This window comes from Sphingopyxis sp. (assembly GCF_040216815.1).
Taxonomy (GTDB): Bacteria; Pseudomonadota; Alphaproteobacteria; order Sphingomonadales; family Sphingomonadaceae; genus Sphingopyxis.
In genome coordinates this window covers 867,323-892,495 of sequence record NZ_JAVJOJ010000009.1, presented here as the reverse complement: position 1 = coordinate 892,495, position 25,173 = coordinate 867,323, and the positions used below count along the sequence as shown (strand labels likewise).

The following is a 25,173-nucleotide window of genomic DNA, read 5'->3' as shown; positions in this document are numbered from 1 at the left end:
TAGAGTGTAAAAGCATAAGGGTGCTTGACTGCGAGACATACAGGTCGAGCAGGCACGAAAGTGGGGTTTAGTGATCCGGTGGCACCGCATGGAAGGGCCATCGCTCAACGGATAAAAGGTACGCCGGGGATAACAGGCTGATGATTCCCAAGAGCTCATATCGACGGAATCGTTTGGCACCTCGATGTCGGCTCATCACATCCTGGGGCTGGAGCAGGTCCCAAGGGTTTGGCTGTTCGCCAATTAAAGTGGTACGTGAGCTGGGTTCAGAACGTCGTGAGACAGTTTGGTCCCTATCTGCCGTGGGCGTCGAAATTTGAGAGGAGTTGACCCTAGTACGAGAGGACCGGGTTGAACATACCTCTGGTGTACCTGTCGTGGCGCCAGCCGCGCAGCAGGGTAGCTATGTATGGACGGGATAACCGCTGAAAGCATCTAAGCGGGAAGCCTCCCTCAAGATAAGATTTCACAGAGCCGTGGAAGACCACCACGTTGATAGATCGGATGTAGAAGCGCGGTAACGCGTGGAGCTAACCGATACTAATTGCTCTATTCGCACTTAAGAGTCCCGCCATCAACGACAAGCCTGACAGGTTTGTCCGCGAATGACGGATGATTGATCAGACAGTATTGCACGGATATCGATTGAAACCCTTTTGACCTACGCCGGCTTCATTGCTTGGTGACCATGGCGTCAGTGACCCACCCGATCCCATCTCGAACTCGGCCGTGAAACCTGACAGCGCCGATGGTACTGTGGCTCAAGCCCCGGAAGAGTAGGACGTCGCCAGGCATTGTGGCCGGCGTAAGGTCGAAAGAAACCCATTCACAAAGTCGGGGCGGCGTTGGCCGCCCTTTGCTGTTTCCGCGATCCCGGCCGGGATTCGCGCAATTGGTTGACGCGGGATGGAGCAGCCCGGTAGCTCGTCAGGCTCATAACCTGAAGGTCGCAGGTTCAAATCCTGCTCCCGCAACCAGTATTTAGCCCGCTTTCTCAATGAGATGGCGGGCTTTTTCGTATCTGGCTTGGGCGCCCATTCCCACTATTCCGAGGTTGGAGTTCCGACTTTTCCTGGGCGGGTTGCATTCATGTCCGCTTCCATCTTCGCGCGGAGCGTGATGCGCAACGGCAGATCGGGAGGAAGCCGCCTTTTCACTCCTCCCGGTCGCGATGCGATGGGGGAAGATTTAACTGCAACTCGGCACTCCAATCTGAACGCCCGCGAGAAAAAAGCTGTCCTACATAATCCCCCTGTGCCAGCCTTCGCGTCCGGGTTCTTTCAATCTGTCGATAGAAGGTCGCTGTCGCGATTTAACGCGAGCCGCCACCGTGCGCGGCCTATCCATCGGGTAGGTCAATCGGGGAGTTGCATAAGGCTGACCTTTACTGACCTTTGGATTGGTCAGGGACCCTTGCACCGATCGGATCGCGGATCCACGGCGGCAACCACCGTGCTTTCCTACCCGATATGTTTGAATATCCACCCGACGCTGACGCCGCCCGCCGGCGCCGTGCCGGTGACGACAAGCTGTTCGGCGGGGTGCGGGCGGCCCTCGCCGTCGACCCACAGGCTTTCCTCGATCTCCAGCGTGCCTTCGGAGGTGCGGAACTGCCACAGCGCGCCGCCGCCGATGCGCAACAGGGCGCCCAGTTTGTCGGCGGTCAGGCTGGCGGAGATGTTGGCGCCAAGGTGAAAGCGCATCGTGAAGCCCTTGTCGCCCTTGCGCCGCGTCCGCGGCGCCGGAAGGAGCATGTCCTCGCCGCGCAATTCGCGGCCGTTGGGGGACAGAATCAACAGTCGGCGGTGAATCAGGCCATGGCGCCGCGCATAGCCGTCGTGGCTCATCTCGAGCCGGCTGCCCTGCGCCGTTTCGCGGCGGTCCAGTTCGACCTCGGTGACTCCCTTGCCCAGCGCGCCGCCCGGCAGGATCGCGGTCGAATTGCTGTCGCCGATCGTCAGCGTCGAATGCGCCGCCGTCGTTCGAAGCCCGCGTGCAAGCTCAGCGGGAATCGTTGCGCCGGTGAGCGCGGCACCTCCGCAATTGACGACGATGCGCTCGTCGCCGTCGCTAAGTTCGAAGGCGAGCGTCGAGGCGCAGCCGGCCTCGGTCACGCGGGCGATCGGCGGCGGCGCGGCGTCGGCGAGCAGCACGGCCTTGTTGGCAACGAGCCGCTGATACCCCCAGTCGCGCGCCTGTTTCAAAGGCCGTGCGCGTACACCGCTTGCGGCGACGATCGCCTGGATGCGCGCTGCCGATGTCGCGCCGCTGCCCTGCCAGCTGCCCATGCCGCCGTCGGCATGGAGCAGGCCAAGCAGGGCGGGCACCGCGCGCGCGAACACTTCCTGGACGAAGGGCGGCACCTCCATGCGGCGCATGTCATAAATCCGGGCGAGCATCGACAGCGCCATGATCGCGTCGAGCTGTGCCTGCGGCGAGCGCGAGATATTGCCGCCGTCGGCGTAGAAGCTGGTTTCCAGCACCTTGCGCAGCCCGGCCTCGCCGAACACCTGCCGCGGTTCGCCGCCGGGCATCAACAGCGACGCGGCGACGATGCCGACCCACGCGACCATCTGTCCGGTGCCCGGCCGCGTCTTGTCGGCGACGCGGTCGAGATGGCGCGCCGCACGCGCCAGATGGTTGAGCACCGCCGAACGGTAGACCAGGTCGCTCGATGACAGGATCAGTGGTGCGTGGGCTGCCCAGAACAGGATGCGCCAGCCGGTATTGTCGGCGCGCCACGCGGGTTCGCTCACCGTCTCGCCATGCGTGCCGAGCCAGTGGCGCACCACCGCTTCGGCGATCGGCGCGCCATTGGCGCGCGTTCCGGTGGCGGCAAGGTCGCGCAGCCAGGCAAAGCTGTGGAGATAATCGGCAAAGGCGGGCGCGACGCCGAGCGTGGCAAAGTCGAGCTCGCCGAGCGGGAGCTTCAACCCGCGGTGCAGAAAATGGCCGGCGCGGATTGCGGTGCCCGCGCGCGGGTCGCCCGGAACAGGATCGACCGGCACACCCAGAAGCTTGAGCGGAAAGCGCCCTTTAAGCCGAAAGGCGTGGAGCGGCGTGCGCCAGGTCAGACGCGTGATCGCGTTGGCGACACGGTCGCCGAGCGAGAGTCCCTTGTCGGCCGGCAGGCGGATCAGGCGTTTGCCGGGTTCGATCGTATCGTCGATCGGTACGGCGTCGTCACCGGGAGCAAGCGGCGGGTCGGCGGGGGCGGCGGTCAACGGTCTCCCCTCCATCGATCAGGCCCCGCGCAGCGCCCGAATATTGCCGGCATAGGCATCGGGCCCGCCCTTGAACGTCGCGGTCCCGGCGACAAGCACATCGGCGCCCGCCGATATGGCGAGCGGCGCGGTGGTCGCGTCGATCCCGCCATCGACCTCGATGCGGATGTCGCGGCCCGATTTCTCGATCATCTTTTTCACCGCCTCGATCTTGCGAAGCTGGCTCGAAATGAAGCTTTGACCGCCAAAGCCCGGATTGACGCTCATGATGAGCACCAGGTCGATCTCGTCGATGAGATAATCGAGCATCTTCGCCGGCGTCGCGGGGTTCAGCGACACGCCTGCCTGCTTGCCCAGCGACTTGATGTGCTGGACGGTGCGATGGATATGCGGCCCCGCCTCGGGATGCACCGTAATGATGTCGGCGCCCGCGGCGGCGAAGGCGTCGAGGAAATGGTCGACGGGTGAAATCATCAAATGAACGTCGAAGGGCAGGGCCGAATGCGGCCGCAGCGCTTTCACCACCATCGGGCCGATCGTCAGGTTGGGCACATAATGGCCGTCCATGACGTCGATATGCACCCAGTCGGCCCCCGCGGCCTCGATCGCGCGCACTTCCTCGCCCAACTTGGCGAAGTCGGCGCTCAGGATCGACGGGGCAATGCGGACGGCGGGCGGCGTGGCGGTCATGCACCGGCCTTAACCATCTAGCGAGTCGGGAGCAAGCGGGCGCGGGTCGGCGATGGTGGAAAAGCGGCTTGGTGTCGCCACGCGCGATGGCGATCGTCGCGGCTGGTCAATCGTCCGGTCGCCAGGCGCGGCAGAAGGCCTCTACCGCGGCATCGACATCGTTCCGGAGGCTATCGAACGGATGGTTGTCGGGCAGGTTGAGCAGGGCAAATTGATACAGGCCCGATTGGCAAAGCCCCGCAAACTGATGCACCGCACGCATGGGGTCGCCCGCCCTCAGCTCGCCGCGTGCCATTTTTTCCGCGATCCACAGCGCAACGCGGGCCTTGCCACGGCGCGGCCCGCGTTCGTAAAAGGTTTCGGCCAGGTGCGGGAAACGCTCGGCCTCGCCGACGACGAGGCGATAGAGCGACAGGATCGGCGTCGTCGTCAATTTGGTCATCAGTCGATTTCCGAACAGGCGCAGGACATCGGGCACCGGTTCGTCGAACGGAAGGTCCATCGAGAGCATGTCGCCATATTGCTCGACGATATCGTCGACCACCGCAGCGAACAGCTCCTCCTTCGAGGGGAAATAGGTCCAAAGCGTCGTTTTCGATCCACCGACCTTGCTGGCGATCGACGACATCGTCGTCCCCGCATAACCATTGGCGAAAAAAAGGTCGCGGGCGGCGTCGACAAATGCCTTGCGGCGCATCGCGGCGGGGTTGTCCGGTGGCGCCCCGTCGTTCGGCGTACTATCTGGTATCATTTCGATTGACAACGCATCCTCCAACGTCCATCAGCGCATGATACCAGCTAGTATCGTTGGAAGCCATGCCCCGATCACATTTTGTTACCATTGCCGTTTCCGGACTGCTGGCGGGCTGTGCAAGCCTTCCGGATCTGGGTCCGACGCCCGTTGTGGCAGCGCCCGGCACGTTTGATTCGCGCGTCGCGCTTGCCGGGGAACAGGGGATTTGGCCGGCCGAGGGCTGGTGGCATCGCTTTGGCGACGCGCAACTCGACGCGCTGATCGCCGAGGGGCTGGCGGGCTCACCCGACGTTGCGATCGCTGCTGCACGCGTTCGCGCTGCCGAGGCCATGGCGCAGCAGGCGGGTGCTGCCCTGTTGCCGCGCATCGGCGCCGAAGCCGCCGCGGGGGGCGTGCAGCAAAGCGCAAATATGGGTATCCCGCCCCAGTTCGTACCCGATGGCATCCAGGATAGCGGCCATGTCGCTGCGACCTTTGGTTTCGATCTCGACCTCTGGGGCAGGAACCGCGCCGCGCTTGCCGCCGCGACGTCCGAGGCCGAAGCCGCGCGTATCGATGCGGCAGAGGCGCGGCTGATGCTCACTACCGGCATCGCGGCGGCCTATGTTGACCTTGCTGGCTATTATCGCGCGCTCGATGTCGCGAACGAGGCGGTGCGTGTGCGCGGTGCAAGCGCCGCATTGGCCCGCGACCGCGTGCGCGCGGGTCTCGACAATCAGGCGAGTGCGCATCAGGCCGAAAGCCGCGCTGCCGCGGCGCGCGCCGATGTCGCCGCGCTCGACGAAGCGGTCATGGCGACGCGCCACCGTATCGCCGCGCTCGTCGGCGCCGGCCCCGATCGCGGACGGGCGATCGGGCGGCCGCAAATCGTCCGCGCCGACCTCTCGCTTCCGGACGATGCCGGGATCGACCTGGTCGGCCGGCGGCCGGACATTGCCGCGGCGCGGCTGCGGAGCGAAGCGGCAGCGAAGCGCATCGACGTCGCGCGCGCCGATTTTTATCCCAATATCAGCCTGTCGGCGCTCGTCGGGCTCCAGTCGCTCGGCCTGTCCAACCTGTTCAGCGCGGGGTCCGAATATGGCAATGGCGGCGCCGCGATCAGCCTTCCGGTCTTTTCGGGCGGGCGGCTGCAAGGCCGTTATCGCGGCGCGCGCGCCGAATATGACGCGTCGGTTGCGACCTATAACCGCACGCTGATCGGCGCCTTGCGCGACGTTGCCGATGTCGTCCAGTCGCGCGCCGCGACGATCCGCCAGCTTGCCGCGCGCCGCGACGCGCTGGCGGCGGCGGAGGCGGCCTCGACGCTGGCCGGGCTTCGCTATCGCGCCGGTCTGGCCAATCAGATCGAGCAGCTCACCGCCGAAGACGGCATGATTGCCCTGAGCCGCGCCGTCGCCGAACTCGAAGCGCGCGAACTATCGCTCGACATCGCGCTGATCCGCGCGCTCGGCGGCGGCTATAGCGCATCCCGCCCAACAGGAGACGAATGATGGCCGACGAAACGGCTGCCCCCACGCCCGACGCTCCCGAATCCGTCGGCGAAGGCAATGGCGCCCGGCGCAGGAAATGGCTCCATATTCTGGGGCTTGTGGTCCTTGCCGCCGCGCTTTTGTGGGGGCTCTGGTATTTTCTGACGCAAGCGGGGCGCGTCCACACCGACAATGCCTATGTCGGCGCCGATTCAGCCCAAGTCACCGCGCTCGTCGCGGGGCCGGTCAAGGAGGTGCGCGTCAGCGGGACGCAGGCGGTCAAAAAGGGCGACATTCTTGTCATTCTGGACGATGCCGATCAACGCATCGCGGTCGCCGATGCGGAGGCGGCGCTCCGCCTCGCGCGTCAGCGCTATGGACAGGCCGATGCGAACGCCGATGCCGCGCGCGCGCGGGTCGCGGCGCGCGGTGCCGATGTCGCACAGGCGCGCGCGCGCCTGCGCGATGCCGACGCCAGCGTCGAGCGCGCCCGCGCCGAACTGGCGCGCCGCGAAAGCATCGCGGCGACGGGTGCCGTGTCGGGGGAGGAACTGACCGCCGCGCGTGCCTCGCTCAAACAGGCGCAGGCTGCGCGCGATCTAGCCGCGGCGGCGATCGCCACGGCCGAGGCGACGCGCCGATCGGCCAGCGGCGATCTGGGCGCGGCCGAAGCCGTGGTGCGCGGGACGACCGTGACGAGCGCGCCCGAAGTGGCCGCGGCGGCCGCCCGGCTGGAAAAGGCCCGGCTCGACCTTGCGCGCACGGTGATCCGTGCGCCCGTCGATGGAATCGTGACCAACCGGCAGGTTCAGGTGGGGCAGCGGATCGCGGCGGGCGTCCCGATCATGGTGATCGTTCCGATCACCGCCGCCTATGTCGACGCCAATTTCAAGGAAAGCCAGTTCGCGGACATTCGCATCGGCCAGCCGGCCCAACTGACGTCCGACTATTATGGCGGCGATGTCGTATATCGCGGCAAGGTTGTCGGCATCGCCGGGGGGACCGGCGCCGCCTTTTCGCTGATCCCGGCGCAGAATGCGACGGGCAATTGGGTCAAGGTGGTGCAGCGGCTGCCGGTGCGCATCGCGCTCGATCCGGGGCAGCTGAAAGCGCATCCGCTGCGCGTCGGGCTGTCGATGGACGTCACGATCGACACGCGCGGGGACTGACATCATGGCCAGCGCCGCCGCGCCCGCGATCGCCATCGCCGCCGAGCCGCAGCCCCTGTCGGGTATCCGACTGTTCGCCGCGGCCTTCGCGCTCGCGCTCGCGAATTTTGTTGTCGTGCTCGACATGACGATCGCCAATGTGTCGGTGCCGCATATCGCGGGCGGGCTGGCCGTGTCGCCGACGCAGGGAACATGGGTGATCACCAGCTATGCCGTCGCCGACGCGATCGTCGTCCCGCTCACCGGATGGCTGGCCGCCCGCTTCGGCACCGTGCGGTGGTTCCTGATCTCGATCGTCGGTTTCGGCGTCTTTTCCTTTCTTTGCGGCGTGTCGCGCACGCTCGATGCGCTCGTTCTGTTCCGCGTGTTGCAGGGGCTGTCGGGCGGGCCGCTGATGCCGCTCTCGCAGATATTGTTGCTGCGGATATTCCCGAAGGAAAAAGCCGGGATTGGGCTGGCTATCTGGGCGATGACGACAACGACCGCGCCGATTCTCGGTCCAATTCTCGGTGGGCAGCTCAGCGACAATTGGGGTTGGCCGTGGATTTTCTTCATCAATCTGCCGGTGGTTGCGATCTGTGCCTTCGGTGTCGGCACTCTGCTGGCGCGCTTTGAAACGCCGCGCGCCAGGGCGCCGATCGACATGATCGGCATGGCACTGCTCGTGCTTTCGGTCGGCGCGTTCCAGATCATGCTCGACACCGGGCGTGAGCATGACTGGTTCGGTTCGACCTGGATCATCGGGCTCGCGATTGTTGCGGCGATCAGCTTCGCCGCCTTTGTCATCTGGGAACTGACCGACGCCAATCCCGTCGTCGACCTGCGCATCTTCCGCTTCCAGGGATTCAGCTTTTCGACGCTCGCCATTTCGCTCGGCTTCGGGGCCTTTTTCGCGCAGGTCGTGCTGACCCCGCTCTGGCTCCAGCAGGTCGCGGGCTATACCGCGACCGACACAGGGCTGATCGTCGCGTGGATCGGCGTATTCGCGGTGCTTTTCTCGCCGATTGCCGCCGCGCTGATCGGGCGGATCGACATTCGCATTTCGATCTGCGCGGGCATTTTGTGGATGGCACTGATGTCGCTGCTGCGCGCGGGCTGGACCGCCGACACCGATTATTGGACGCTCGTGACGCCGCACCTGCTTCAGGGGATGGGAATGCCCTTCTTCTTTGTCGGGCTGACCGCGCTGGCGCTGAGTTCGGTGCCCGAAAAGGATCAGACGATGGCGGCGGGGCTGATGAACTTCCTCCGCACGCTGAGCGGGGCGATCGCGACCGCGATCGCGACAACCGTGTGGGATTCCGAAACGCGCGTCGCGAGATCGGAGCTTGTCCCCGCGCTCAACGACCCCGCCGGGACGATGGCGATGATCGAGCGCGCGGGCCTGACGATCGAACAGGCGCGCGCGGCGATCGACCGGCTGGTCGAGGTTCAGGCGGCGACGATCGGCGTGCTTCACATCTTTCTGGCGTCGGGCGCGGTGTTCGTGATCGCGGCGCTCGCTGTGTGGTGCGCTCCGCTTCCGAAGAAGGTCGCGATGGCGACCGGACATTAGGTCGGACACACAGCGGCTTGGGCTTTGCCGCGCGCCATGCTAGGCGCGCGCCATGCTGACGATCAACGGCCTTACCGTGCGCCTTGGCGGGCGCACCATCCTCGACCGCGCGAGTGCGAGCCTGCCGGCGAAAAGCCGCACCGGGCTGATCGGGCGCAACGGCGCGGGCAAGTCGACCTTGATGAAGGCGATGATCGGCAGCATCGAAGCCGACGAGGGCGGCATCGAAATGCCGCGCAAGACGCGCATCGGCTATATCGCGCAGGAAGCGCCGAGCGGCAGCGCGACGCCGTTCGACACGGTGCTTGCCGCCGACACCGAACGCGCCGACCTGCTCGCGGCGTCGGAGGTCGAGCAGGACGCGCACAAGCTCGGCGATATTCACGAGCGGCTGATCGCCATCGACGCCTATACCGCGCCCGCGCGCGCCGCGCGCATCCTCACCGGCCTTGGCTTTGACGAGGAGATGCAGGGGCGGCCGCTCGACAGTTTTTCGGGCGGGTGGAAGATGCGCGTCGCGCTCGCCGCCTTGCTCTTTTCGAACCCCGACCTTTTGCTGCTCGACGAGCCGTCGAACCACCTCGACCTCGAAGCGACGATGTGGCTCGAAAGCTTTTTGCGCGCCTATCCGGGCCAGCTTGTCGTGATCAGCCACGAGCGCGACCTGCTCAACAATGTCGTCGACCATATCCTGCACCTCGAGGGTGGGAAGGTGACGCTCTACCCCGGCGGCTATGACGCGTTCGAGCGCCAGCGCGCCGAACGGGCGGCGCAGCTCGCCGCGGCGAAGGCGGCGCAGGACGCGCAGCGCGCGAAGCTGCAGGATTATATCGCGCGCAACAGCGCGCGCGCCTCGACCGCGAAACAGGCGCAGTCGCGCGCGAAACAGCTTGCACGCATGCAGCCGATTGCCGCGCTGGCCGAAGACCCCAGCCTGGTGTTCGATTTCCCGAGTCCCGCCGACGAACTGCGCCCGCCGCTGATCACGCTCGACCTGGCGAGCGTCGGCTATGCGCCGGGCAAGCCGGTGCTGAGCCGCCTCAACCTGCGGATCGACCCTGACGACCGCATTGCGCTGCTCGGCCGCAACGGCAACGGCAAGACGACGCTCGCGCGCCTGCTCGCCGCGCAGCTTCGACCCGAGGAGGGCGCGATGGCGGCGTCGGGCAAGATGCGCGTCGGCTATTTCACCCAATATCAGGTCGAGGAACTCGACGGCAGCGATACGCCGCTGGGCCATATGACGCGCGTGATGGCGGGCAAGACGCCCGGCGCGGTGCGCGCGCAGCTCGGGCGGTTCGGCTTTTCGGGCAACAAGGCGACGACCGAGGTTGGCAAGCTGTCGGGCGGCGAACGCGCGCGGCTCGCGCTCGCGCTGATCACGCGCGAGGCGCCGCACCTCCTGATCCTCGACGAGCCGACGAACCACCTCGACGTCGATGCGCGCGAGGCGCTGGTGCAGGCGCTCAGCGGCTTCGACGGCGCAGTGATCATTGTCAGCCACGACCGCCACATGCTCGAACTCAGCGCCGACCGGCTCGTGCTCGTCGACGACGGCACGGCACGCGATTTTGACGGCAGCATCGACGATTATGTCGCCTATATCCTTGGCAAGAGCGACAATGGCGAGGCGAAGTCGGCGCCCGCCAAGCCGAAGGACGCCAAGCTCGCGCGGCAGGAAGCCGCCAGGGCGCGCGAGGCGCAGGCGGCGCTGCGCAAGAGCGCCAAGGAGCATGAGGCGCGCGCCGTAAAGCTCGCCGCGCAGATCAGCGCGATCGACCGCGCGATGTTCGACCCCGCGAGCGCCGAGCCTGCGCTTGCGAAGCTGACGATGGGCGACCTTGCGCAGCGGCGCGGCAAGCTGGCGACGGAGCTGGAGAGCGTCGAGGCGGCGTGGATGGACGCGCTCGAGGCGATCGAGACGGCGGCGGCGTAGCAATCCTGTCGATGCGTCATCCCGGCGGAGGCCGGGATCTCGCCGGCGAATGAGGTAGCGAGGGCGAGACCCCGGCCTCCGCCGGGGTGACGAGTGTGCTTTCCATTGACTCGCTCGCCTCATTTCACCATAATAGTTTCAATTGAAACCATATGAGGGAATAGCCATGGCCGACCTGTTCGAAAACCCGCTGGGCCTCGACGGATTCGAATTTGTCGAATTCTCCGCGCCCGAAAAGGGCATTCTCGAGCCGGTCTTCGAGCGCATGGGCTTTACCCGCATCGCGCGCCACCGGTCGAAGGACGTCGAACTGTGGCGCCAGGGCGACATCAACCTGATTGCCAATTACGAGCCCAAATCGCCCGCCGCCTATTTCGCCGCCGAACATGGCCCTTCGGCGTGCGGCATGGGCTGGCGCTGCCGCGATGCGGCCAAGGCCTATGAAGAAGCCATTGCGCGCGGCGCCGAGCCGGTCGAGGTCAAGACGGGGCCGATGGAACTGCGCCTCCCCGCGATCCGCGGCATTGGCGGCTCGATCATCTATCTCATCGACCGCTATGGCGACGACCTCAGCATCTATGACATCGACTTTGTCTATGAAGAGGGCGTTGATCGCCACCCGGTCGGGGCGGGGCTGAAGCTGATCGATCACCTCACCCACAATGTCTATGGCGGGCGCATGGCGCATTGGGCGGCGTTTTACGAGCGTATCGCGGGCTTCCGCGAAATCCGCTATTTCGACATCAAGGGCGAATATACCGGCCTCACGTCAAAGGCGATGACCGCGCCCGATGGCAAGATCCGCATTCCGCTGAACGAGGAAGGCGCCGGCGGCGGCGGGCAGATCGAGGAATATCTCCGCGCCTATAATGGCGAGGGCATCCAGCATATCGCCTTTGCCTGCGACGACCTTTACGCCGCGTGGGACAAATTGAAGGCGCTGGGCAATCCCTTCGCGCCGTCGCCGCCCGCGACCTATTACGAGATGCTTGCCGAGCGCCTTCCGGGCCATGGCGAGCCGGTCGAGGAATTGCAGTCGCGCGGCATCCTGCTCGACGGATCGACGACCGAAGGCGACCCGCGCCTGCTGCTCCAGATTTTCGGGCAGACGGTGATCGGCCCGGTCTTCTTCGAATTCATCCAGCGCAAAAAGGACGAGGGGTTCGGCGAGGGCAATTTCACCGCGCTGTTCAAGTCGATGGAACTCGACCAGATCCGCCGCGGCGCGCTCAACGTCGAGGAACCGGCCGAATGACGAGCCCGATCAAATTGGGCGGCGTCCATCACGCCGCCTATCGATGCCGCGACGCGAAGGAAACGGTCGAATGGTACAGCCGGATGCTCGGCATGACCTATACGACCGCCTTTGCCGAGGATCATGTGCCGTCGACCGGCGAATATGATCCCTATATGCACGTCTTTCTCGACGCGGGCGGCGGCAATGTGCTGGCGTTCTTCGAGCTGCCCAACCAGCCCGACATGGGGCGCGACGCGAATACGCCGGCCTGGGTGCAGCACCTCGCGTTCAAGGTCGGCAGCTATGACGAGCTGGTCGCCGCGAAGGCGCATCTCGAAGCGAATGGCGTCGAAGTGCTCGGCCCGACGCACCATGGCATCTTCAAGTCGATTTATTTCTTCGATCCCAACGGGCATCGCATCGAACTCGCGTGCGACATCGGCACCGACGAGCAATATGCCGAACTGAAGCGGGTCGCGCCGCTGATGCTCGAGGAATGGAGCCAGACGAAGAAGGCGCCGCGCCACGCCGACTGGCTGCACGCCGCGGCGAACGAGTAATCTATATATCGTCATTGCGAGCGTAGCGAAGCAATCCAGAACGGGACAAGCCACTCTGGATTGCTTCGCTACGCTCGCAATGACATGGGCTTGCGGCGTGCCTCAGTGCCGGAAATGCCGCATCCCGGTGAACACCATCGCGAGGCCCGCTTCGTTCGCGGCCGCAATCACCTCATCGTCGCGGATCGACCCGCCGGGCTGGATTACGCAGCTCGCGCCCGCCTCGACCGCGGCGAGCAGTCCGTCGGCGAAGGGGAAGAAGGCGTCGCTTGCGACCGCGCTGCCGACGGTGCGCGGCTCGGCCCAGCCGTGGCTTTCCGCCGCCTCGCGCGCTTTCGCCGCGGCGATGCGCGCGCTGTCGCGGCGGTTCATCTGCCCCGCGCCGATACCCGCGGTCGCGCCGCCCTTGGCATAAACGATCGCGTTCGATTTCACATGCTTGGCGACCGTCCAGGCGAAGAGCGCGTCGATCAGCTCGTCCTCGGTCGGCGCGCGATCGGTGACGACTTTGAGGTCATCGCGCGTAATCCGGCCATTGTCGCGGCTCTGCGCGAGCCAACCGCCCGCGATCGTTTTCATCATCAGCCCGCCGCGCGCCGGATCGGGCAGTTCGCCGGTCAGGAGAAGGCGGAGGTTTTTCTTCTTCGCGAACACCGCGCGTGCGTCGGCGTCGGCGTCAGGGGCGCAGACGACCTCGGTGAAGATGGCGCTGATCAGCTCGGCCGTCGCGCCGTCGAGCGGCCGGTTGACCGCGATGATCCCGCCGAACGCCGACACATCGTCGCACTTCAGCGCCGCATCATAGGCCTCGGCAATCGTCGCCGCGCTCGCGACGCCGCACGGATTGGCGTGCTTGACGATCACGCAGGTCGGCTCCGCGTCGCGAAATTCGGCAACCAGCTCGAGCGCCGCGTCGGCGTCGTTGATATTGTTGTAGCTGAGCTCCTTGCCCTGCACTTGGCTTGCCTGCGCGATGCCGCGCGCGGCAGGGCCGACGGGGAGGTAGAGCGCGGCCTTCTGATGCGGATTCTCGCCATAGCGCAGTTCGCTCGCGAGCTTGGCGGTGAGCGGCAGCGTGTCGGGGAAAAGCTTGCCCTGGTCGGCAAAGGCGAACCAGCTCGCGATCATCCCGTCATAGGTTGCCGTGTGGGCAAAGGCGGTCGCGGCGAGGCGCTTGCGCAAGGCGAGCGTGGTCGCGCCGCCGTTGGCGTCCATTTCTTCGATCACCGCCGCATAATCTTCGGGCTCGGTGACGATGCCGACGAAAGCGTGGTTTTTGGCCGCCGAGCGCACCATCGCGGGGCCGCCGATGTCGATATTCTCGATGATGTCATCGCGCGCCGCGCCCTTCGCAACGGTCGCGGCAAAGGGATAGAGGTTGACGACCACCAGATCGATACCGCCGATGCCATGCTCCTCCATCGCAGCGACATGCGCCGCATCGTCGCGCACCGCGAGGATGCCGCCGTGGACGGTGGGGTGCAGCGTCTTGACGCGGCCGTCCATCATTTCGGGAAAGCCGGTAAGGTCCGCGACGTCGAGCACCTCATGCCCCGCCTCGCGCAACGCCTTCGCGGTGCCGCCGGTCGAAACCAGCTCGACACCGTGGCGTACCAGCGCGGCGGCCAGCTCGGCGAGTCCGGCCTTGTCACTGACGGACAGGAGCGCGCGGCGGACGGGGATGAAGTCGGTCATGGGGAAGGCGGCCTTTTGGTGACGGGAAAGACGCGGCTCCCCTAGGCGCGAAGGGCCGTAAGGGCAAGGGTGAGCCTCCGTGAAGACACCGCATGCTCCCGCGAAGGCGCGAGCCCATCATCTGCTCGTGCGACCTTGAGCCGGCCGGAAAGGGGGTCCCCGCCTTCGCGGGGACACGGAGTTTTTCCCCAGCTGCGAAGATTACAGCCCCAGCGCCGCCGCAATCTGGTCCCAGCGCACCAGTTTGAAATTCTGCGCCTCTGGCGCGTTTTCGCCGTCCTGCGCCAGGAAGATGCCGTCGGGAAAGGCGCTGCCGAAATTGCCCGCGACGGCCTCGATCCCGTCGGTCTCGCTCACCGCACCGAAAGTGCCCGCGGCAATCGCAAAGCGCCCGACATAGTCCATCGCCGGCAGCCTGAAGACCGCAAAGGCATTGTCGCCCTGGCTCGACGCGATCAGATAGCGCTGGCCCTTGTGGTCGATCGTCGCAAGTCCCTCGACATCGGCCACAAGTCGCTGGTTGTCGACCGGCGCGACGAGGCTGGCGGTCACACCTGCGGCACCCGGCACCAGCCGCCAGATGCCCGCATCCTCCTCGCCGACATAGAGCGTGTCGCCGTCGAAGACGCAGCCTTCGGACTGGGTCGGGATCTTGTGCTCCCACGCCACCGCAAAATTCGGTTCGGCGCCCTCGGCGAGCGTCAGCGTTCCGACGCGCACCGTCCCGTCCTTGACGATCAGCGCGGCGGTGATCGGCTCTCCCGCTGCGCTCTTTTTGAGGCACAGGCCATAGGCTTCGCCGGTTCCTGCGCTCGCGCGGCCGAGCGCCGCGATCGCCGGTTTGCCGGGGTCGAGATGGAACACCGCGAGATGCGCGTTCACCCCGTCGTTGCGGTCGCTCGCGACGATGATATTGCCCGCGACATCGACATTGTTGACAAGGCCGGCGCGCGTAAAGGCGATGTCCTTGCCGCTGAGGTCGTAAAGGTGCAGCCCCGCCTTCTTGTCGGTCGCGACGATCAGCACGCGGTTCGGATTGGCGGGGTCGACCCAAACCGCCGGATCGTCGGCGGCATCGGCGCGGCCGGTTCCGACGGGTGCCGTCTCGGCGCTTGCCGTCACCCGCACCGGCGGCAGGCCGGTGATCACGGGCCCGCTCGCGGCGCAGCCGGCAAGCAGCGATGCAAAGGCAAGCGAAGTCCACAGCTTTGCCTGGCGGATGGCGGTCATGGCAATTCCCCTTGTGACGTCGCGTCGAAAACAGCGCAGCCCCGCGCTTCGCAGCGCCCCTTTTCAGCAAAGCGTTCCCACGTCAATTGCCCAATATTTCTGTCACTTAATGGTCATCGAAGTGTCATTCGACTCGCCGCAAACTGTCACACCCCATCCCTAGAGGCGCGGCAACCACAAAGGGGGCCTCACCATAATGATTCGAACTTTCAGCCTGCGTTCCACCGCCGCTCTCGCCATCGCCGCTGCGCTTGCCGCCGTTCCCGCCGCGGCGCAGCACGCACCGATCCCGGTGGCCGAAGAGGATCGCGGCGACGGCCCGATCACCCGGTCGGAAGAGATTGTGGTGCTGGGCAGCGTCGGCTACCGCAATCGCAGCGACGAGGCCGAGCCGGTCCTGTCCTATGACAGCGAATTTTTTCAGCGTTTCGAACCGCTGACCGCGGGCGATGCGTTGAAGCGTGTGCCGTCGGTGACGTTCCTCTCGGACGTCATCGAAAGCGATGGTGCGCGGCTGCGCGGCCTGCCGCCGGGCTATACGCAAATCCTGATCAACGGCGAGAGGGTGCCGGGCAACGCCTCGGATCGCAGCTTCTTCCTCGACCGTATTCCGGCCGAGCTGATCGAACGCGTCGAAATCGTCCGCTCGTCGTCGGCGCGCCGCACCGGCGACGCGGTTGCAGGCACGATCAACATCGAACTGCGCGACGGCTTTGAGCTCGACGGCGGCTATGTCCGCGCGGGCGCGCTCTATTTCGACGATGAGGAACTCGAACCGAGCCTCGGCCTCGTTTACGGCGGCCAGGTCGGGCCGGGACGCCTGCTGGTCGGCCTCAATTTCCAGGGGCGCCACAACCCCAAAAGGAAATTCTCGCTGCGATACAAGGATTCGCCGGAGAATGATCCCGATTTCGCCACCAACGAGTTCGACAATCGCGAGGACCAGATCGATACGCGCGACGGCAAGGATTATTCGGCCAACGCGAGCTATGAAATCGACGGCGAAACGACCGATTTCCGGATCAGCGGTTTCTTTGTGCGCACCGATCGCTTCGAAAGCGAGCGCAGCTTCGAATATGACGATCCGGTGGCCGTGAACGGCCCGCTGCCGACGGGCAACCTGATCAGCGACAACGCCAACGACAATGACATCGACCAGCAGAATTACAGCATCGATGCCAAGCTGTCGCACGAATGGTCGCTGGGCAAGACGACGCTGCGTGTCGGCTTCGCGCGGTTCGACGATGAACAGAGCGAAACCGAATATCAGATCGAGTTCAACGACGAAGGCGACGATCCCGAGTTCGAGCAGGAAATTTTCACCACCGACATCGCCGACAAGGAATTTTCGGTGAAGCTCGATCATGCCTTCGAACTCGGCGGCGGCACACAGCTTGTCATCGGCGGCCTCTATCAGGACAAGGATCGCCGCACTGCGATCCTCGAGGCCGACGACGATGCCGAATTCCCGGGGCTTGAAGGAAGCTACGACCCGTTTTCAGATAATCCAGCGAGGCTCGCCATTCCCTTCGGCGCGCTCGAACCCGCCGATGGCGGGGTCAACAGCATCGAGGAACGCCGCCTCGACGCTTTTGCGCTGGTGCAGGGCAAATCGGGCGGGCTGACGTGGGAAGCGGGCGTCCGTTACGAAACCACCCGTTTCGACATCGCCGACTTCACCGAAGCGGCTGCCGTCCCGACGCAGCGCAACAAATATGAAAAATGGCTGCCGTCGGCGTCGATCAAGCTCGACCTGACGCCGCGCGACCGCATCACCGCGTCGGTCGCGCGCACTAATCGCCGCCCCGATTTCAACTTCATCTCGCCCGCGCTGCTCGAAGAAGAGGTCGGGGACAGCGACCTGCTCGGCAATCCGCAGCTCGGTCCCGAAACCGCCTGGGGTTTCGATCTTGGTTATGAGCGCCGCATCGGGCGCTCCGGCGTCGTCGGGATCAATGCCTTTTACCGCGATGTGACCGACCTGATCGAGCTGACCAATACCGGGCTTGAAGGTTCGGAAGGCGAAGGCACGTTCGTCTACCAGCCGCAGAATGTCGGCGACGGCAAGGTGTGGGGCGTCGAATTCGACCTGTCGACCGACCTGGGTTTCATCGGCCTGCCCAACACCGGCATTTTCGGCAATGTCTCGTGGCTCGACAGCGAAATCACCGATTTTGCGGGTAAGCGCCGGTTCAACGGCCAGTCGGACTATGTCTATAATATCGGCTTCATCCAGGACATTCCGAACTGGGGCGTCGCCTTTGGGGCGACGCACCGCAAGCAGGGCGCGGCCTATGACCGCGTGATCAGCGAGGAAGTCCGCACCACCTATGGCGCCGACCTCGAGATCTTCGTCGAAAAGCGGATCGGCAGCAATTTCACGATCCGCGCAGTCGGATCGAACCTCTTGAACGGCGCCAAGCGCGAGGTGTTCAACAAGTTCGACAATCTCGAAGACCAGATGGATCGCGATTTCGACGAATATGAACTCGAAAGCGAAAAGGCGGGCCCGGTGTTTCAGCTGATGGCGCGCTATGCCTTTTAGGGTCCTGACCCCAAGGTTTCGGCGGCCGTCGCTCAGTCCCTGGGGCAACGGCCGCCGATCAGAGGGGCGGCGAGCGGCCGCTGCGGGGTAGGGCGTGGGCGGCGCGCGCCCCGGCGCAATCCGTCCAAAGTTCAGGAAAGGTCAGCCTTGTGCAGTCCCCGTAAGGCTGCGCCGGGCGCGTAGGCCGCGCGCACCTGATGACTGCATCGACGCCGGGCCCGACCCCATTCGTCCACATATTGAAGAGCCGAGGCAAAGGCTGGCACAGCCGAACGATGTAGGACAGCATTTTTGCGCAGCGGATGTCGGGTTTGAGGTGGCGAGCGGACATCCTCAGTTCCGTCATCCCGGCCTTCGCCGGGATGACGGTGGAAGGGATGTCGTTTTCCGGCCGAAAACCGCCATTCGCTTCAGCCTGGCGGCTCGGCGAGATCGAGCTGCGCCGCGCGGTCGAAGATCTGCGTCAGCACCGGTTCGGTGTCCGCGACGCGCATCGCGACGTTGAACTCGACGGGCGCGAGCGCGGGCATGGCGGCGATTTCGACGAGCGCGCCGCTTTCGACCTCGTGGCGCACCATCGGTCGCGGGAAGATGCCGATGCCGCCGCCCGCGCGCGCAATGTCGATCATCGTGCGCGCATTGTTACAGAGGTTGAGCGATTTTTGCGCGATGCGCGACGCCGCGATCGCCTCGCGCATCCGGCCGTGGATCGGCGAGTGGCTGGCAAGCGACCAGACCGGCAGCATCGCCGTGCCGCCCGCAAAGGCCGTAGCCACCGCGGGACTTGCAAGCCAGACCAGCTCGACCTCGCCGATCGGGCTGGTCTTGAGCGCGGGGTGCGCGATCGGTCCCGCGGCGAAGGCAAGGTCGGTGCGCCCGGTGAGCAATTGCTGGATGAGGTTGGCTGTGAGGTCGATCTCTATCTCCAACCCGACATTCGGCATGTCGGCCTTGAGCTCGGCGACGAAGGACGGAAGGCAGCTCGCCGCCGCAATCTCGCCCGCGCCGATCCGCACCACCCCGCTCGCCTCGCCGAAGCCGCCGCTGCCGAGCAGCGCCTGCTCCATGTCGCGGAGCAACGGCGCGCAGTCGCGCACCAGCTTGCGTCCCGCGGGGGTGAGCGCCATGCCGCGCCCGTCGCGGCGGAACAGCGTCGCGCCGATGCGCTGCTCGAGTTCACGCATCCGCGCCGACACCGCAGGCTGCGTCGTGTTGAGCCGCTCCGCCGCCGCGGAGAAGGTCCCGAGCCGTTCGATCCACAGCAAGGTTTCGAGATGATAGATCGAGATACGATTGATCGACATTATTTATGAATAATCGAAAATTAGAACAATTAGAATTGATGATTTATTTACGCCAATGTCGCGGGCGACACGAGAGGAGACCGACCCCATGGCGAATAAGCGATATCCCGACGCGGCGGCGGCGCTCGACGGGCTTTTGTTCGACGGCATGCACATCTGCGCGGGCGGATTCGGCCTGTGCGGCATCCCCGAACGGCTGATCGACGCGATCCGCGACGCGGGCGTCAAGGACCTGACCATCGCGAGCAACAACGCCGGGATCGACGGCGAAGGGCTGGGCAAGCTGCTCCGCACGCGGCAGGTCAGGAAGATGATCTCCTCCTATGTCGGCGAAAACAAGGAGTTCGAGCGGCAATATCTGGCGGGCGAGCTTGAGGTCGAATTTTGTCCGCAGGGCACGCTCGCCGAACGCTGCCGCGCGGGCGGGGCGGGCATCCCCGGCTTTTACACCAAGACCGGCGTTGGTACGCTGGTTGCCGAGGGCAAGGAAGTGAAGAGCTTCGACGGCGAGGATTATATCCTCGAACGCGGCATCTTTGCCGACCTCGCGATCATCAAGGGGTGGAAGGCCGACGAAAGCGGCAATCTGATCTTCCGCAAGACCGCGCGCAATTTCAATCAGCCGATGGCGACCGCGGCGAAAATCTGCGTTGCCGAGGTCGAGGAAATCGTGCCGACCGGCAGCCTCGATCCCGACTGCATCCACCTGCCCGGCATTTATGTGAAGCGCATGATCGTCGGCGCGCCCTATGACAAGAAGATCGAGTTTCGAACCGTCCGCGAGCGGGAGAATGCACAATGAGCTGGACCCGTGACGATATGGCGGCGCGCGCCGCGAAGGAGCTGCAGGACGGCTATTATGTCAATCTGGGCATCGGCATCCCGACGCTGGTGGCGAACCATATCCCCGAGGGGATGACGGTGACGCTCCAGAGCGAGAACGGCATGCTCGGCATCGGGCCCTTTCCCTATGCGGGCGAGGAAGACCCCGACCTGATCAACGCGGGCAAGCAGACGATCAGCGAGCTGCCGCAGTCGGTCTATTTCTCCTCTGCCGACAGTTTCGCGATGATCCGCGGCGGGCATATCGACCTGACCGTGCTCGGCGCGATGGAAGTCGCCGAAAATGGCGACATCGCCAACTGGATGATTCCCGGCAAGATGATCAAGGGCATGGGCGGCGCGATGGACCTCGTCGCCGGGGTCAAGAAGATCATCGTGGTGATGGAGCATAATGCCAAGGACGGCAGCCCGAAGTTCATCCCCCAATGCACGCTGCCGCTGACCGGCCAGAATGTCGTCGACATGATCATCACCGACCTCGCGGTCTTCAGGCGCGACGACCATTCGAGCCCGTTCAAGCTCATCGAGCTGGCGCCGGGGGTGACGGCGGAGGAAGTCGCCGCCAAGACGACGGCGCATTATATTGGTTGACGCCGCAGTGCATCCGGGTTCGCCCTGGCTGTTAACCGGGGCGTGCCTGTCGATCCTTGCCGCGCTCGCGCATCTTGCCTGCATCGTCGGCGGACCCGAATGGTATCGCTTTTTCGGCGCGGGCGAGGCGATGGCGCGCGCGGCGGGGCGCGGCGAATGGACGCCGACGCTGGTGACGCTGGGCATCGCGGCGACGCTGTTCATCTGGGGCGCCTATGCGCTTTCGGGCGCCGGAGTGCTGCCGCGCCTGCCGTTGCTGCGAACGGGCCTGGTCGTCATCGCCGCCATCTATTTGCTGCGCGGGCTCGTCTTTGTTCCGGTGAACCTCGTGACGCGTCAATATTCGGACGGATTCGCGGTCATCTCGTCGCTTATCGTGCTGATTTACGGGGTTGTTTACGCCATCGGTACAGCAAAAGCGTGGGAGCATCTTGCGCGCTGACGCGCTCCACGGATAAGAGGCGCGCATATTCAGGCGGAGAAAAATGATGCGCGTGCTGCTGACCGGGTCGTCGGGGTGGCTCGGACGCTATCTTGCGCCCTTGCTGGCGCAAAATGGCCATGATGTCACCGGGCTCGACGTCGTGCCCGGCGCGTACACGCAGATCGTGGGCACTGTCGCCGACCGCGCGCTGGTCGAACGGGCGATGGGTGAGCATGGCATCGACGCCATCATCCATGGCGGCGCGCTGCACAAGCCCGACATCGTGCGCTATCCGCGGCAGGCCTTTATCGACGTCAATGTCACGGGAACGCTGAACCTGATCGAGGCGGCGGTGGCGGCGGGCAACGACCGCTTTCTCTTTACCTCGACCACCTCCTTGATGGTGCGTGCCGATGTCCGCGCAGGCGCGGGCGACAAGGGTGCGTGGTGGATGGACGAGGATTTCTCGCCCGTAGAACCGCGCAACATCTATGGCATCACCAAGCTTGCAGCGGAGCAGGCGGTGAAGCTGATCCACCGCGAACATGGCATCAACGTCGCGATCCTGCGCACGGGCCGCTTCTTTCCAGAAGACGACGATACACACGCCGTCCCGAGCGGGCCGAATTTGAAAGCCAATGAGCTGCTCCACCGCCGCCTGACGGTCGAGGATGCTGCGGCGGCACATCTCGCGGCGCTCGAAGCGGCGCCGGCGATCGGCTGCGACAGCTTCATCCTCTCGGCGCCGCCGCCCTTCGCGCGCGCCGACGCCGAGGAACTGGCGCACGACGCGCGCGCGGTGATCGCGCGCTATTACCCCGACGCTGCCGAGCTCTACGCTGCTGCCGGCTGGACGCTCCCCCAAACGATCGATCGCGTTTACGATCCGTCGCGCGCCGCGCGCCGCTTTGGCTGGCGCGCGCAAACCGACTTCGCCAGCGTGCTGACGGCGCTCCGTAACGGCACCGCGTCGCCCGTCGCGCACGATCCCGATTACACCTCCCCCATCGTCCGTCAGGAGCGCGAAGCATGTACGAGCTGATCACCGCCAACCGCAATTATTCGAGCTGGTCGCTGCGCCCCTGGATCTTGATGAAGGGATTGGGCATCGCCTTCACCGACCGGATCGAGCCCTTTACCAAGCCGAGCAATTACGTGGATTTCCGCAGTTTTTCGCCGACGGGCCAAGTGCCCGCGCTGCTGCATGAAGGGCGGACGGTGTATGATTCGCTCGGCATCACCCTCTACCTCGCCGACCGGCATCAGCGTGTGTGGCCCGCCGATCCCGATGCGCGCGCCTGGGCGCAATGCGCCGCGGCCGAAATGCACAGCGGCTTTGCGGCGCTGCGGAACGATTGCACGATGAACGTCGGCGTGCGCGTGACGCCGAAACCGATGTCGGAGGCGCTGGCCCGCAACGTCACGCGGCTACGCGAACTGTTCGAGGAGGGGCTGACAAAGTTCGGCGGCCCCTGGCTTGCAGGCGCAGATTTCTCGGCCGTCGACGCCTTTTTCGCGCCCGTAGCTTTCCGCATTCGCACCTATGGCCTCGACGTCGGCGCGGGCCAGGCGTGGGTCGACCATATGCTCGCCCACCCCGCGATGCGCGATTGGGAAAACCAGGCCCTCGCCGAATGCTGGCGCGAGGAGGGGCATGAGGCCGAGCTGGCGGAAGCGGGCGTGATTACCGCCGATTATCGGCAAATCTAGGCTACCTTCTCTGTCACTGCGAGGAACCGAAGGCGACGCGGCAATCCAGAGCTTGCGCAAGTCCGCTCTGAATTGCTTCGCCCGGGCATTCGCCGGTGTCGCAATGACGATCGTTATTCCGCCAAAGCGTCGCGCACCACGGCGATACCTGCCTCGCGCTGCGCCTTGAGTTCGGACTTGAGCTTTGCGGGGTCGCGCGCGAGCACGAAGCCGAAGCTGACCCCGCCCTCCTTGCCGATTGTGGCGTGATGGAGCTTGTGCGCCTGCACCAGTCGCTTGGCATAGCCGCGCCGCGGCACCCAGCGGAAATAGCGCTGGTGGACGAGCCCGTCGTGCACCAGCGTGTAGATGACGCCATAAAGGAGGATGCCGAGCCCGATCCATGTCCCCGGCTCCCACGCCGCGGCGCCCATGATCATCGGGCTGCCGAGCGCGAACATCGAAATGCTCATCGCCGCGCCGACGATTGCGAAAAGGTCGTTCTTTTCGAGGCGATTCCCATGCGGTTCGTGATGGTCGCGGTGCCACGCCCAGCCGAATCCGTGCATGATATATTTGTGGCTGGCCCAGGCGACGCCCTCCATCGCCGCGACGGTGGCGAGAATGAGCGCAAGGATGGTGGGCAGCGACATGGGGGGATTATAGGCTTGTTCAGCAAGCAATGCACCATATCCTCGTCATCCCGGCGAAGGCCGGGATGACGAGGATATGGCGCCGTGCCCGGCGCGCGGACGATTGCGACCGAAAATTGCGTTTTTCTTCGCCACTCGCTTGCAAAGTTGTGCAGGCGGCGTAAGTGAACGCGCATGACTCGGCCCCGCACGCTTTATGAGAAAATCTGGGACGCGCACGTTGTCGAACGGCGCACTGACGGCACCTGCCTGATTTTCATCGACCGCCACCTCGTCCATGAAGTCACCAGTCCGCAAGCCTTTGCGGGGCTTCGCGCCAGCGGCCGCACGGTGCGCCGCCCCGACCTGACGCTTGCGGTCCCCGATCACAATGTGCCGACGACCGCGCGCAAGGATGCCGAGGGCAACCGCCTGCCGATCGCCGACCCCGAAAGCGCGGCGCAACTCGCGGCGCTGGAGAAGAACGCGCCCGAGTTCGGTATCCGCTACATCGACGCGATCGCACCCGAACAGGGCATCGTTCACGTCGTCGGACCCGAACAGGGTTTCTCGCTGCCCGGCACCACCATCGTCTGCGGCGACAGCCATACCGCGTGCCACGGCGGCATCGGCGCACTGGCCTTCGGCATCGGCACCAGCGAAGTCGAGCATGTGCTGGCGACGCAGACGTTGCTGCTGCAGCCCGCCAAAACGATGGAGGTGCGCGTCGAGGGCGAGGTCGGGCCCGGCGTCAGCGCCAAGGACATCATCCTGCACATCACGGGCACGATCGGCGCGGCGGGCGGCACCGGCCATGTCATCGAATATACGGGCAGCACGATCCGTGCGCTCAGCATCGAAGGCCGGCTGACCATCAGCAATATGGCGATCGAGGGCGGCGCGCGCGCCGGCCTGATCGCGCCCGATGACGTGACCTTCGCTTACCTCAAAGACCGCCCCTATGCGCCAAGGGGCGCCGACTGGGATGCGGCGGTGGACTATTGGAGGAGCCTCGCCACCGATGCGGGCGCGACCTATGACAAGGTCGTCGTCATCGACGCCGCCGACATCGCACCCAGCGTGACGTGGGGCACCAGCCCCGAGGATGTCGTGCCGATCACCGGCGTGGTGCCCGACCCTGCGAGCTTTGCCGATCCGTCGAAGCAGGCGGCGGCGGCGAAAAGCCTGGCCTATATGGGGCTCGAGCCCGGCACGCGGATGCAGGATGTGCCGATCGAAAATATCTTCATCGGCAGCTGCACCAACAGCCGGATCGAGGACATGCGCGCCGCAGCGGCAGTCATCAAGGGGCGCAAGAAAGCCGATAACGTCAAATGGGCGATCGTCGTCCCCGGATCGGGGCTGGTGAAACGCCAGGCGGAGGCCGAAGGGCTCGACCGCATCTTTATCGACGCCGGGCTTGAATGGCGCGAACCCGGCTGTTCGGCGTGCCTTGCGATGAACCCCGACAAGGTGCCCGCGGGCGAACGCTGCGCCTCGACCAGCAATCGCAATTTCGTCGGCCGCCAGGGGCCGGGCGCACGCACCCACCTCGTCAGCCCCGCGATGGCCGCCGCAGCCGCAGTGACCGGCAAGCTGACCGACGTGCGCGACTTGATGGCGTGA

20 protein-coding genes, 1 tRNA gene and 2 rRNA genes are annotated in these 25,173 nt (G+C 65.2%); 16 read left to right on the top strand and 7 right to left on the bottom strand.

Annotated features, from left to right (window positions below; translation table 11 throughout):
• From RIA72_RS14760 to RIA72_RS14750, 3 genes are all read left to right on the top strand, one after another.
• Window positions 1-563: ribosomal RNA gene (locus RIA72_RS14760) — 23S ribosomal RNA — on the top strand; the annotation flags it as partial.
• A gap of 115 nt (window positions 564-678) precedes the next feature.
• Window positions 679-793 (top strand): 5S ribosomal RNA (rrf, locus tag RIA72_RS14755).
• Window positions 794-900: 107 nt separating this feature from the next.
• Window positions 901-977: transfer RNA gene (locus RIA72_RS14750), tRNA-Met, on the top strand.
• A gap of 483 nt (window positions 978-1,460) precedes the next feature.
• On the opposite strand, the gene RIA72_RS14745 is transcribed toward RIA72_RS14750, so the two are convergent.
• The 3 genes from RIA72_RS14745 to RIA72_RS14735 form a co-directional block, all read right to left on the bottom strand.
• Window positions 1,461-3,239: a heparinase II/III family protein gene (locus RIA72_RS14745; protein ID WP_350032811.1), complete on the bottom strand. Its 1,779-nt coding sequence runs from the start codon at window positions 3,237-3,239 to the stop codon at window positions 1,461-1,463.
• Window positions 3,240-3,242: 3 nt separating this feature from the next.
• Window positions 3,243-3,914 (bottom strand): ribulose-phosphate 3-epimerase, encoded by a 672-nt coding sequence (gene rpe, locus RIA72_RS14740; protein ID WP_350032810.1) that lies wholly within the window; start codon window positions 3,912-3,914, stop codon window positions 3,243-3,245.
• A 106-nt stretch (window positions 3,915-4,020) separates the two neighbouring features.
• The gene (locus RIA72_RS14735; protein WP_350032809.1) at window positions 4,021-4,665 is read right to left on the bottom strand and encodes a TetR/AcrR family transcriptional regulator; all 645 of its coding nucleotides are present in this window, start codon (window positions 4,663-4,665) and stop codon (window positions 4,021-4,023) included.
• Window positions 4,666-4,730: 65 nt separating this feature from the next.
• Here RIA72_RS14735 and RIA72_RS14730 point away from each other — a divergent pair, with 65 nt between their 5' ends.
• The 6 genes from RIA72_RS14730 (at window position 4,731) to RIA72_RS14705 (ending at window position 12,594) form a co-directional block, all read left to right on the top strand.
• Entirely contained in the window at window positions 4,731-6,158 is a 1,428-nt protein-coding gene (locus tag RIA72_RS14730) for an efflux transporter outer membrane subunit (protein WP_350032808.1), read from the top strand.
• The gene (locus RIA72_RS14725; protein WP_350032807.1) at window positions 6,158-7,306 is read left to right on the top strand and encodes an HlyD family secretion protein; all 1,149 of its coding nucleotides are present in this window, start codon (window positions 6,158-6,160) and stop codon (window positions 7,304-7,306) included. The genes RIA72_RS14730 and RIA72_RS14725 overlap by 1 nt, the downstream gene beginning before the upstream one ends.
• A 4-nt stretch (window positions 7,307-7,310) precedes the next feature.
• Window positions 7,311-8,861, top strand: coding sequence for a DHA2 family efflux MFS transporter permease subunit (locus RIA72_RS14720; RefSeq protein WP_350032806.1), 1,551 nt, complete (start codon window positions 7,311-7,313; stop codon window positions 8,859-8,861).
• 52 nt (window positions 8,862-8,913) lie between these two features.
• A complete protein-coding gene (locus tag RIA72_RS14715) occupies window positions 8,914-10,797 on the top strand; it encodes an ABC-F family ATP-binding cassette domain-containing protein (RefSeq protein ID WP_350032805.1) in 1,884 nt (627 codons plus the stop codon).
• A gap of 166 nt (window positions 10,798-10,963) precedes the next feature.
• Window positions 10,964-12,052 carry a 4-hydroxyphenylpyruvate dioxygenase gene (hppD, locus tag RIA72_RS14710; RefSeq protein WP_350032804.1) on the top strand — a complete coding sequence of 363 codons (1,089 nt, stop codon included), beginning with the start codon at window positions 10,964-10,966 and terminating at the stop codon, window positions 12,050-12,052.
• Complete coding sequence (locus RIA72_RS14705) at window positions 12,049-12,594, top strand: VOC family protein (RefSeq protein WP_350032803.1); 546 nt, start codon at window positions 12,049-12,051, stop codon at window positions 12,592-12,594. The genes hppD and RIA72_RS14705 overlap by 4 nt, the downstream gene beginning before the upstream one ends.
• A gap of 102 nt (window positions 12,595-12,696) precedes the next feature.
• Here the strand turns inward: RIA72_RS14705 and purH are convergent, their stop codons facing one another.
• Together purH and RIA72_RS14695 are read right to left on the bottom strand one after the other, a co-directional pair.
• Window positions 12,697-14,289, bottom strand: coding sequence for a bifunctional phosphoribosylaminoimidazolecarboxamide formyltransferase/IMP cyclohydrolase (gene purH / locus RIA72_RS14700; RefSeq protein WP_350032802.1), 1,593 nt, complete (start codon window positions 14,287-14,289; stop codon window positions 12,697-12,699).
• Window positions 14,290-14,490: 201 nt separating this feature from the next.
• A complete protein-coding gene (locus RIA72_RS14695) occupies window positions 14,491-15,519 on the bottom strand; it encodes a phytase (RefSeq protein WP_350032801.1) in 1,029 nt (342 codons plus the stop codon).
• Window positions 15,520-15,715: 196 nt separating this feature from the next.
• Here RIA72_RS14695 and RIA72_RS14690 point away from each other — a divergent pair, with 196 nt between their 5' ends.
• On the top strand, window positions 15,716-18,064 hold the full coding sequence (locus RIA72_RS14690) for a TonB-dependent receptor plug domain-containing protein (RefSeq protein ID WP_350032800.1): 2,349 nt from the start codon (window positions 15,716-15,718) through the stop codon (window positions 18,062-18,064).
• Window positions 18,065-18,474: 410 nt separating this feature from the next.
• Here RIA72_RS14690 and RIA72_RS14685 read toward each other — a convergent pair whose 3' ends face one another.
• The gene (locus tag RIA72_RS14685; RefSeq protein WP_350032799.1) at window positions 18,475-19,368 is read right to left on the bottom strand and encodes a LysR family transcriptional regulator; all 894 of its coding nucleotides are present in this window, start codon (window positions 19,366-19,368) and stop codon (window positions 18,475-18,477) included.
• An 88-nt stretch (window positions 19,369-19,456) separates the two neighbouring features.
• On the opposite strand from RIA72_RS14685, the gene RIA72_RS14680 reads away from it, so the two are divergent.
• The 5 genes from RIA72_RS14680 to RIA72_RS14660 are packed head-to-tail and all read left to right on the top strand — an operon-like array spanning window position 19,457 to window position 22,936.
• Window positions 19,457-20,170 (top strand): CoA transferase subunit A, encoded by a 714-nt coding sequence (locus RIA72_RS14680; RefSeq protein ID WP_350032798.1) that lies wholly within the window; start codon window positions 19,457-19,459, stop codon window positions 20,168-20,170.
• Window positions 20,167-20,802, top strand: a complete 636-nt coding sequence (locus RIA72_RS14675; RefSeq protein WP_350032797.1) for a CoA transferase subunit B — start codon at window positions 20,167-20,169, stop codon at window positions 20,800-20,802. Before RIA72_RS14680 ends, RIA72_RS14675 begins: the two co-directional genes overlap by 4 nt.
• On the top strand, window positions 20,795-21,244 hold the full coding sequence (locus RIA72_RS14670; protein ID WP_350032796.1) for a hypothetical protein: 450 nt from the start codon (window positions 20,795-20,797) through the stop codon (window positions 21,242-21,244). Before RIA72_RS14675 ends, RIA72_RS14670 begins: the two co-directional genes overlap by 8 nt.
• A 46-nt stretch (window positions 21,245-21,290) precedes the next feature.
• Complete coding sequence (locus RIA72_RS14665; RefSeq protein ID WP_350032835.1) at window positions 21,291-22,268, top strand: NAD-dependent epimerase/dehydratase family protein; 978 nt, start codon at window positions 21,291-21,293, stop codon at window positions 22,266-22,268.
• On the top strand, window positions 22,256-22,936 hold the full coding sequence (locus RIA72_RS14660; RefSeq protein WP_350032795.1) for a glutathione S-transferase family protein: 681 nt from the start codon (window positions 22,256-22,258) through the stop codon (window positions 22,934-22,936). The genes RIA72_RS14665 and RIA72_RS14660 overlap by 13 nt, the downstream gene beginning before the upstream one ends.
• A gap of 113 nt (window positions 22,937-23,049) precedes the next feature.
• Here the strand turns inward: RIA72_RS14660 and RIA72_RS14655 are convergent, their stop codons facing one another.
• The gene (locus RIA72_RS14655; RefSeq protein ID WP_350032794.1) at window positions 23,050-23,568 is read right to left on the bottom strand and encodes a sterol desaturase family protein; all 519 of its coding nucleotides are present in this window, start codon (window positions 23,566-23,568) and stop codon (window positions 23,050-23,052) included.
• A gap of 174 nt (window positions 23,569-23,742) precedes the next feature.
• Between RIA72_RS14655 and leuC the strand changes: the two genes are divergently transcribed.
• Window positions 23,743-25,173 (top strand): 3-isopropylmalate dehydratase large subunit, encoded by a 1,431-nt coding sequence (gene leuC / locus RIA72_RS14650; RefSeq protein WP_350032793.1) that lies wholly within the window; start codon window positions 23,743-23,745, stop codon window positions 25,171-25,173.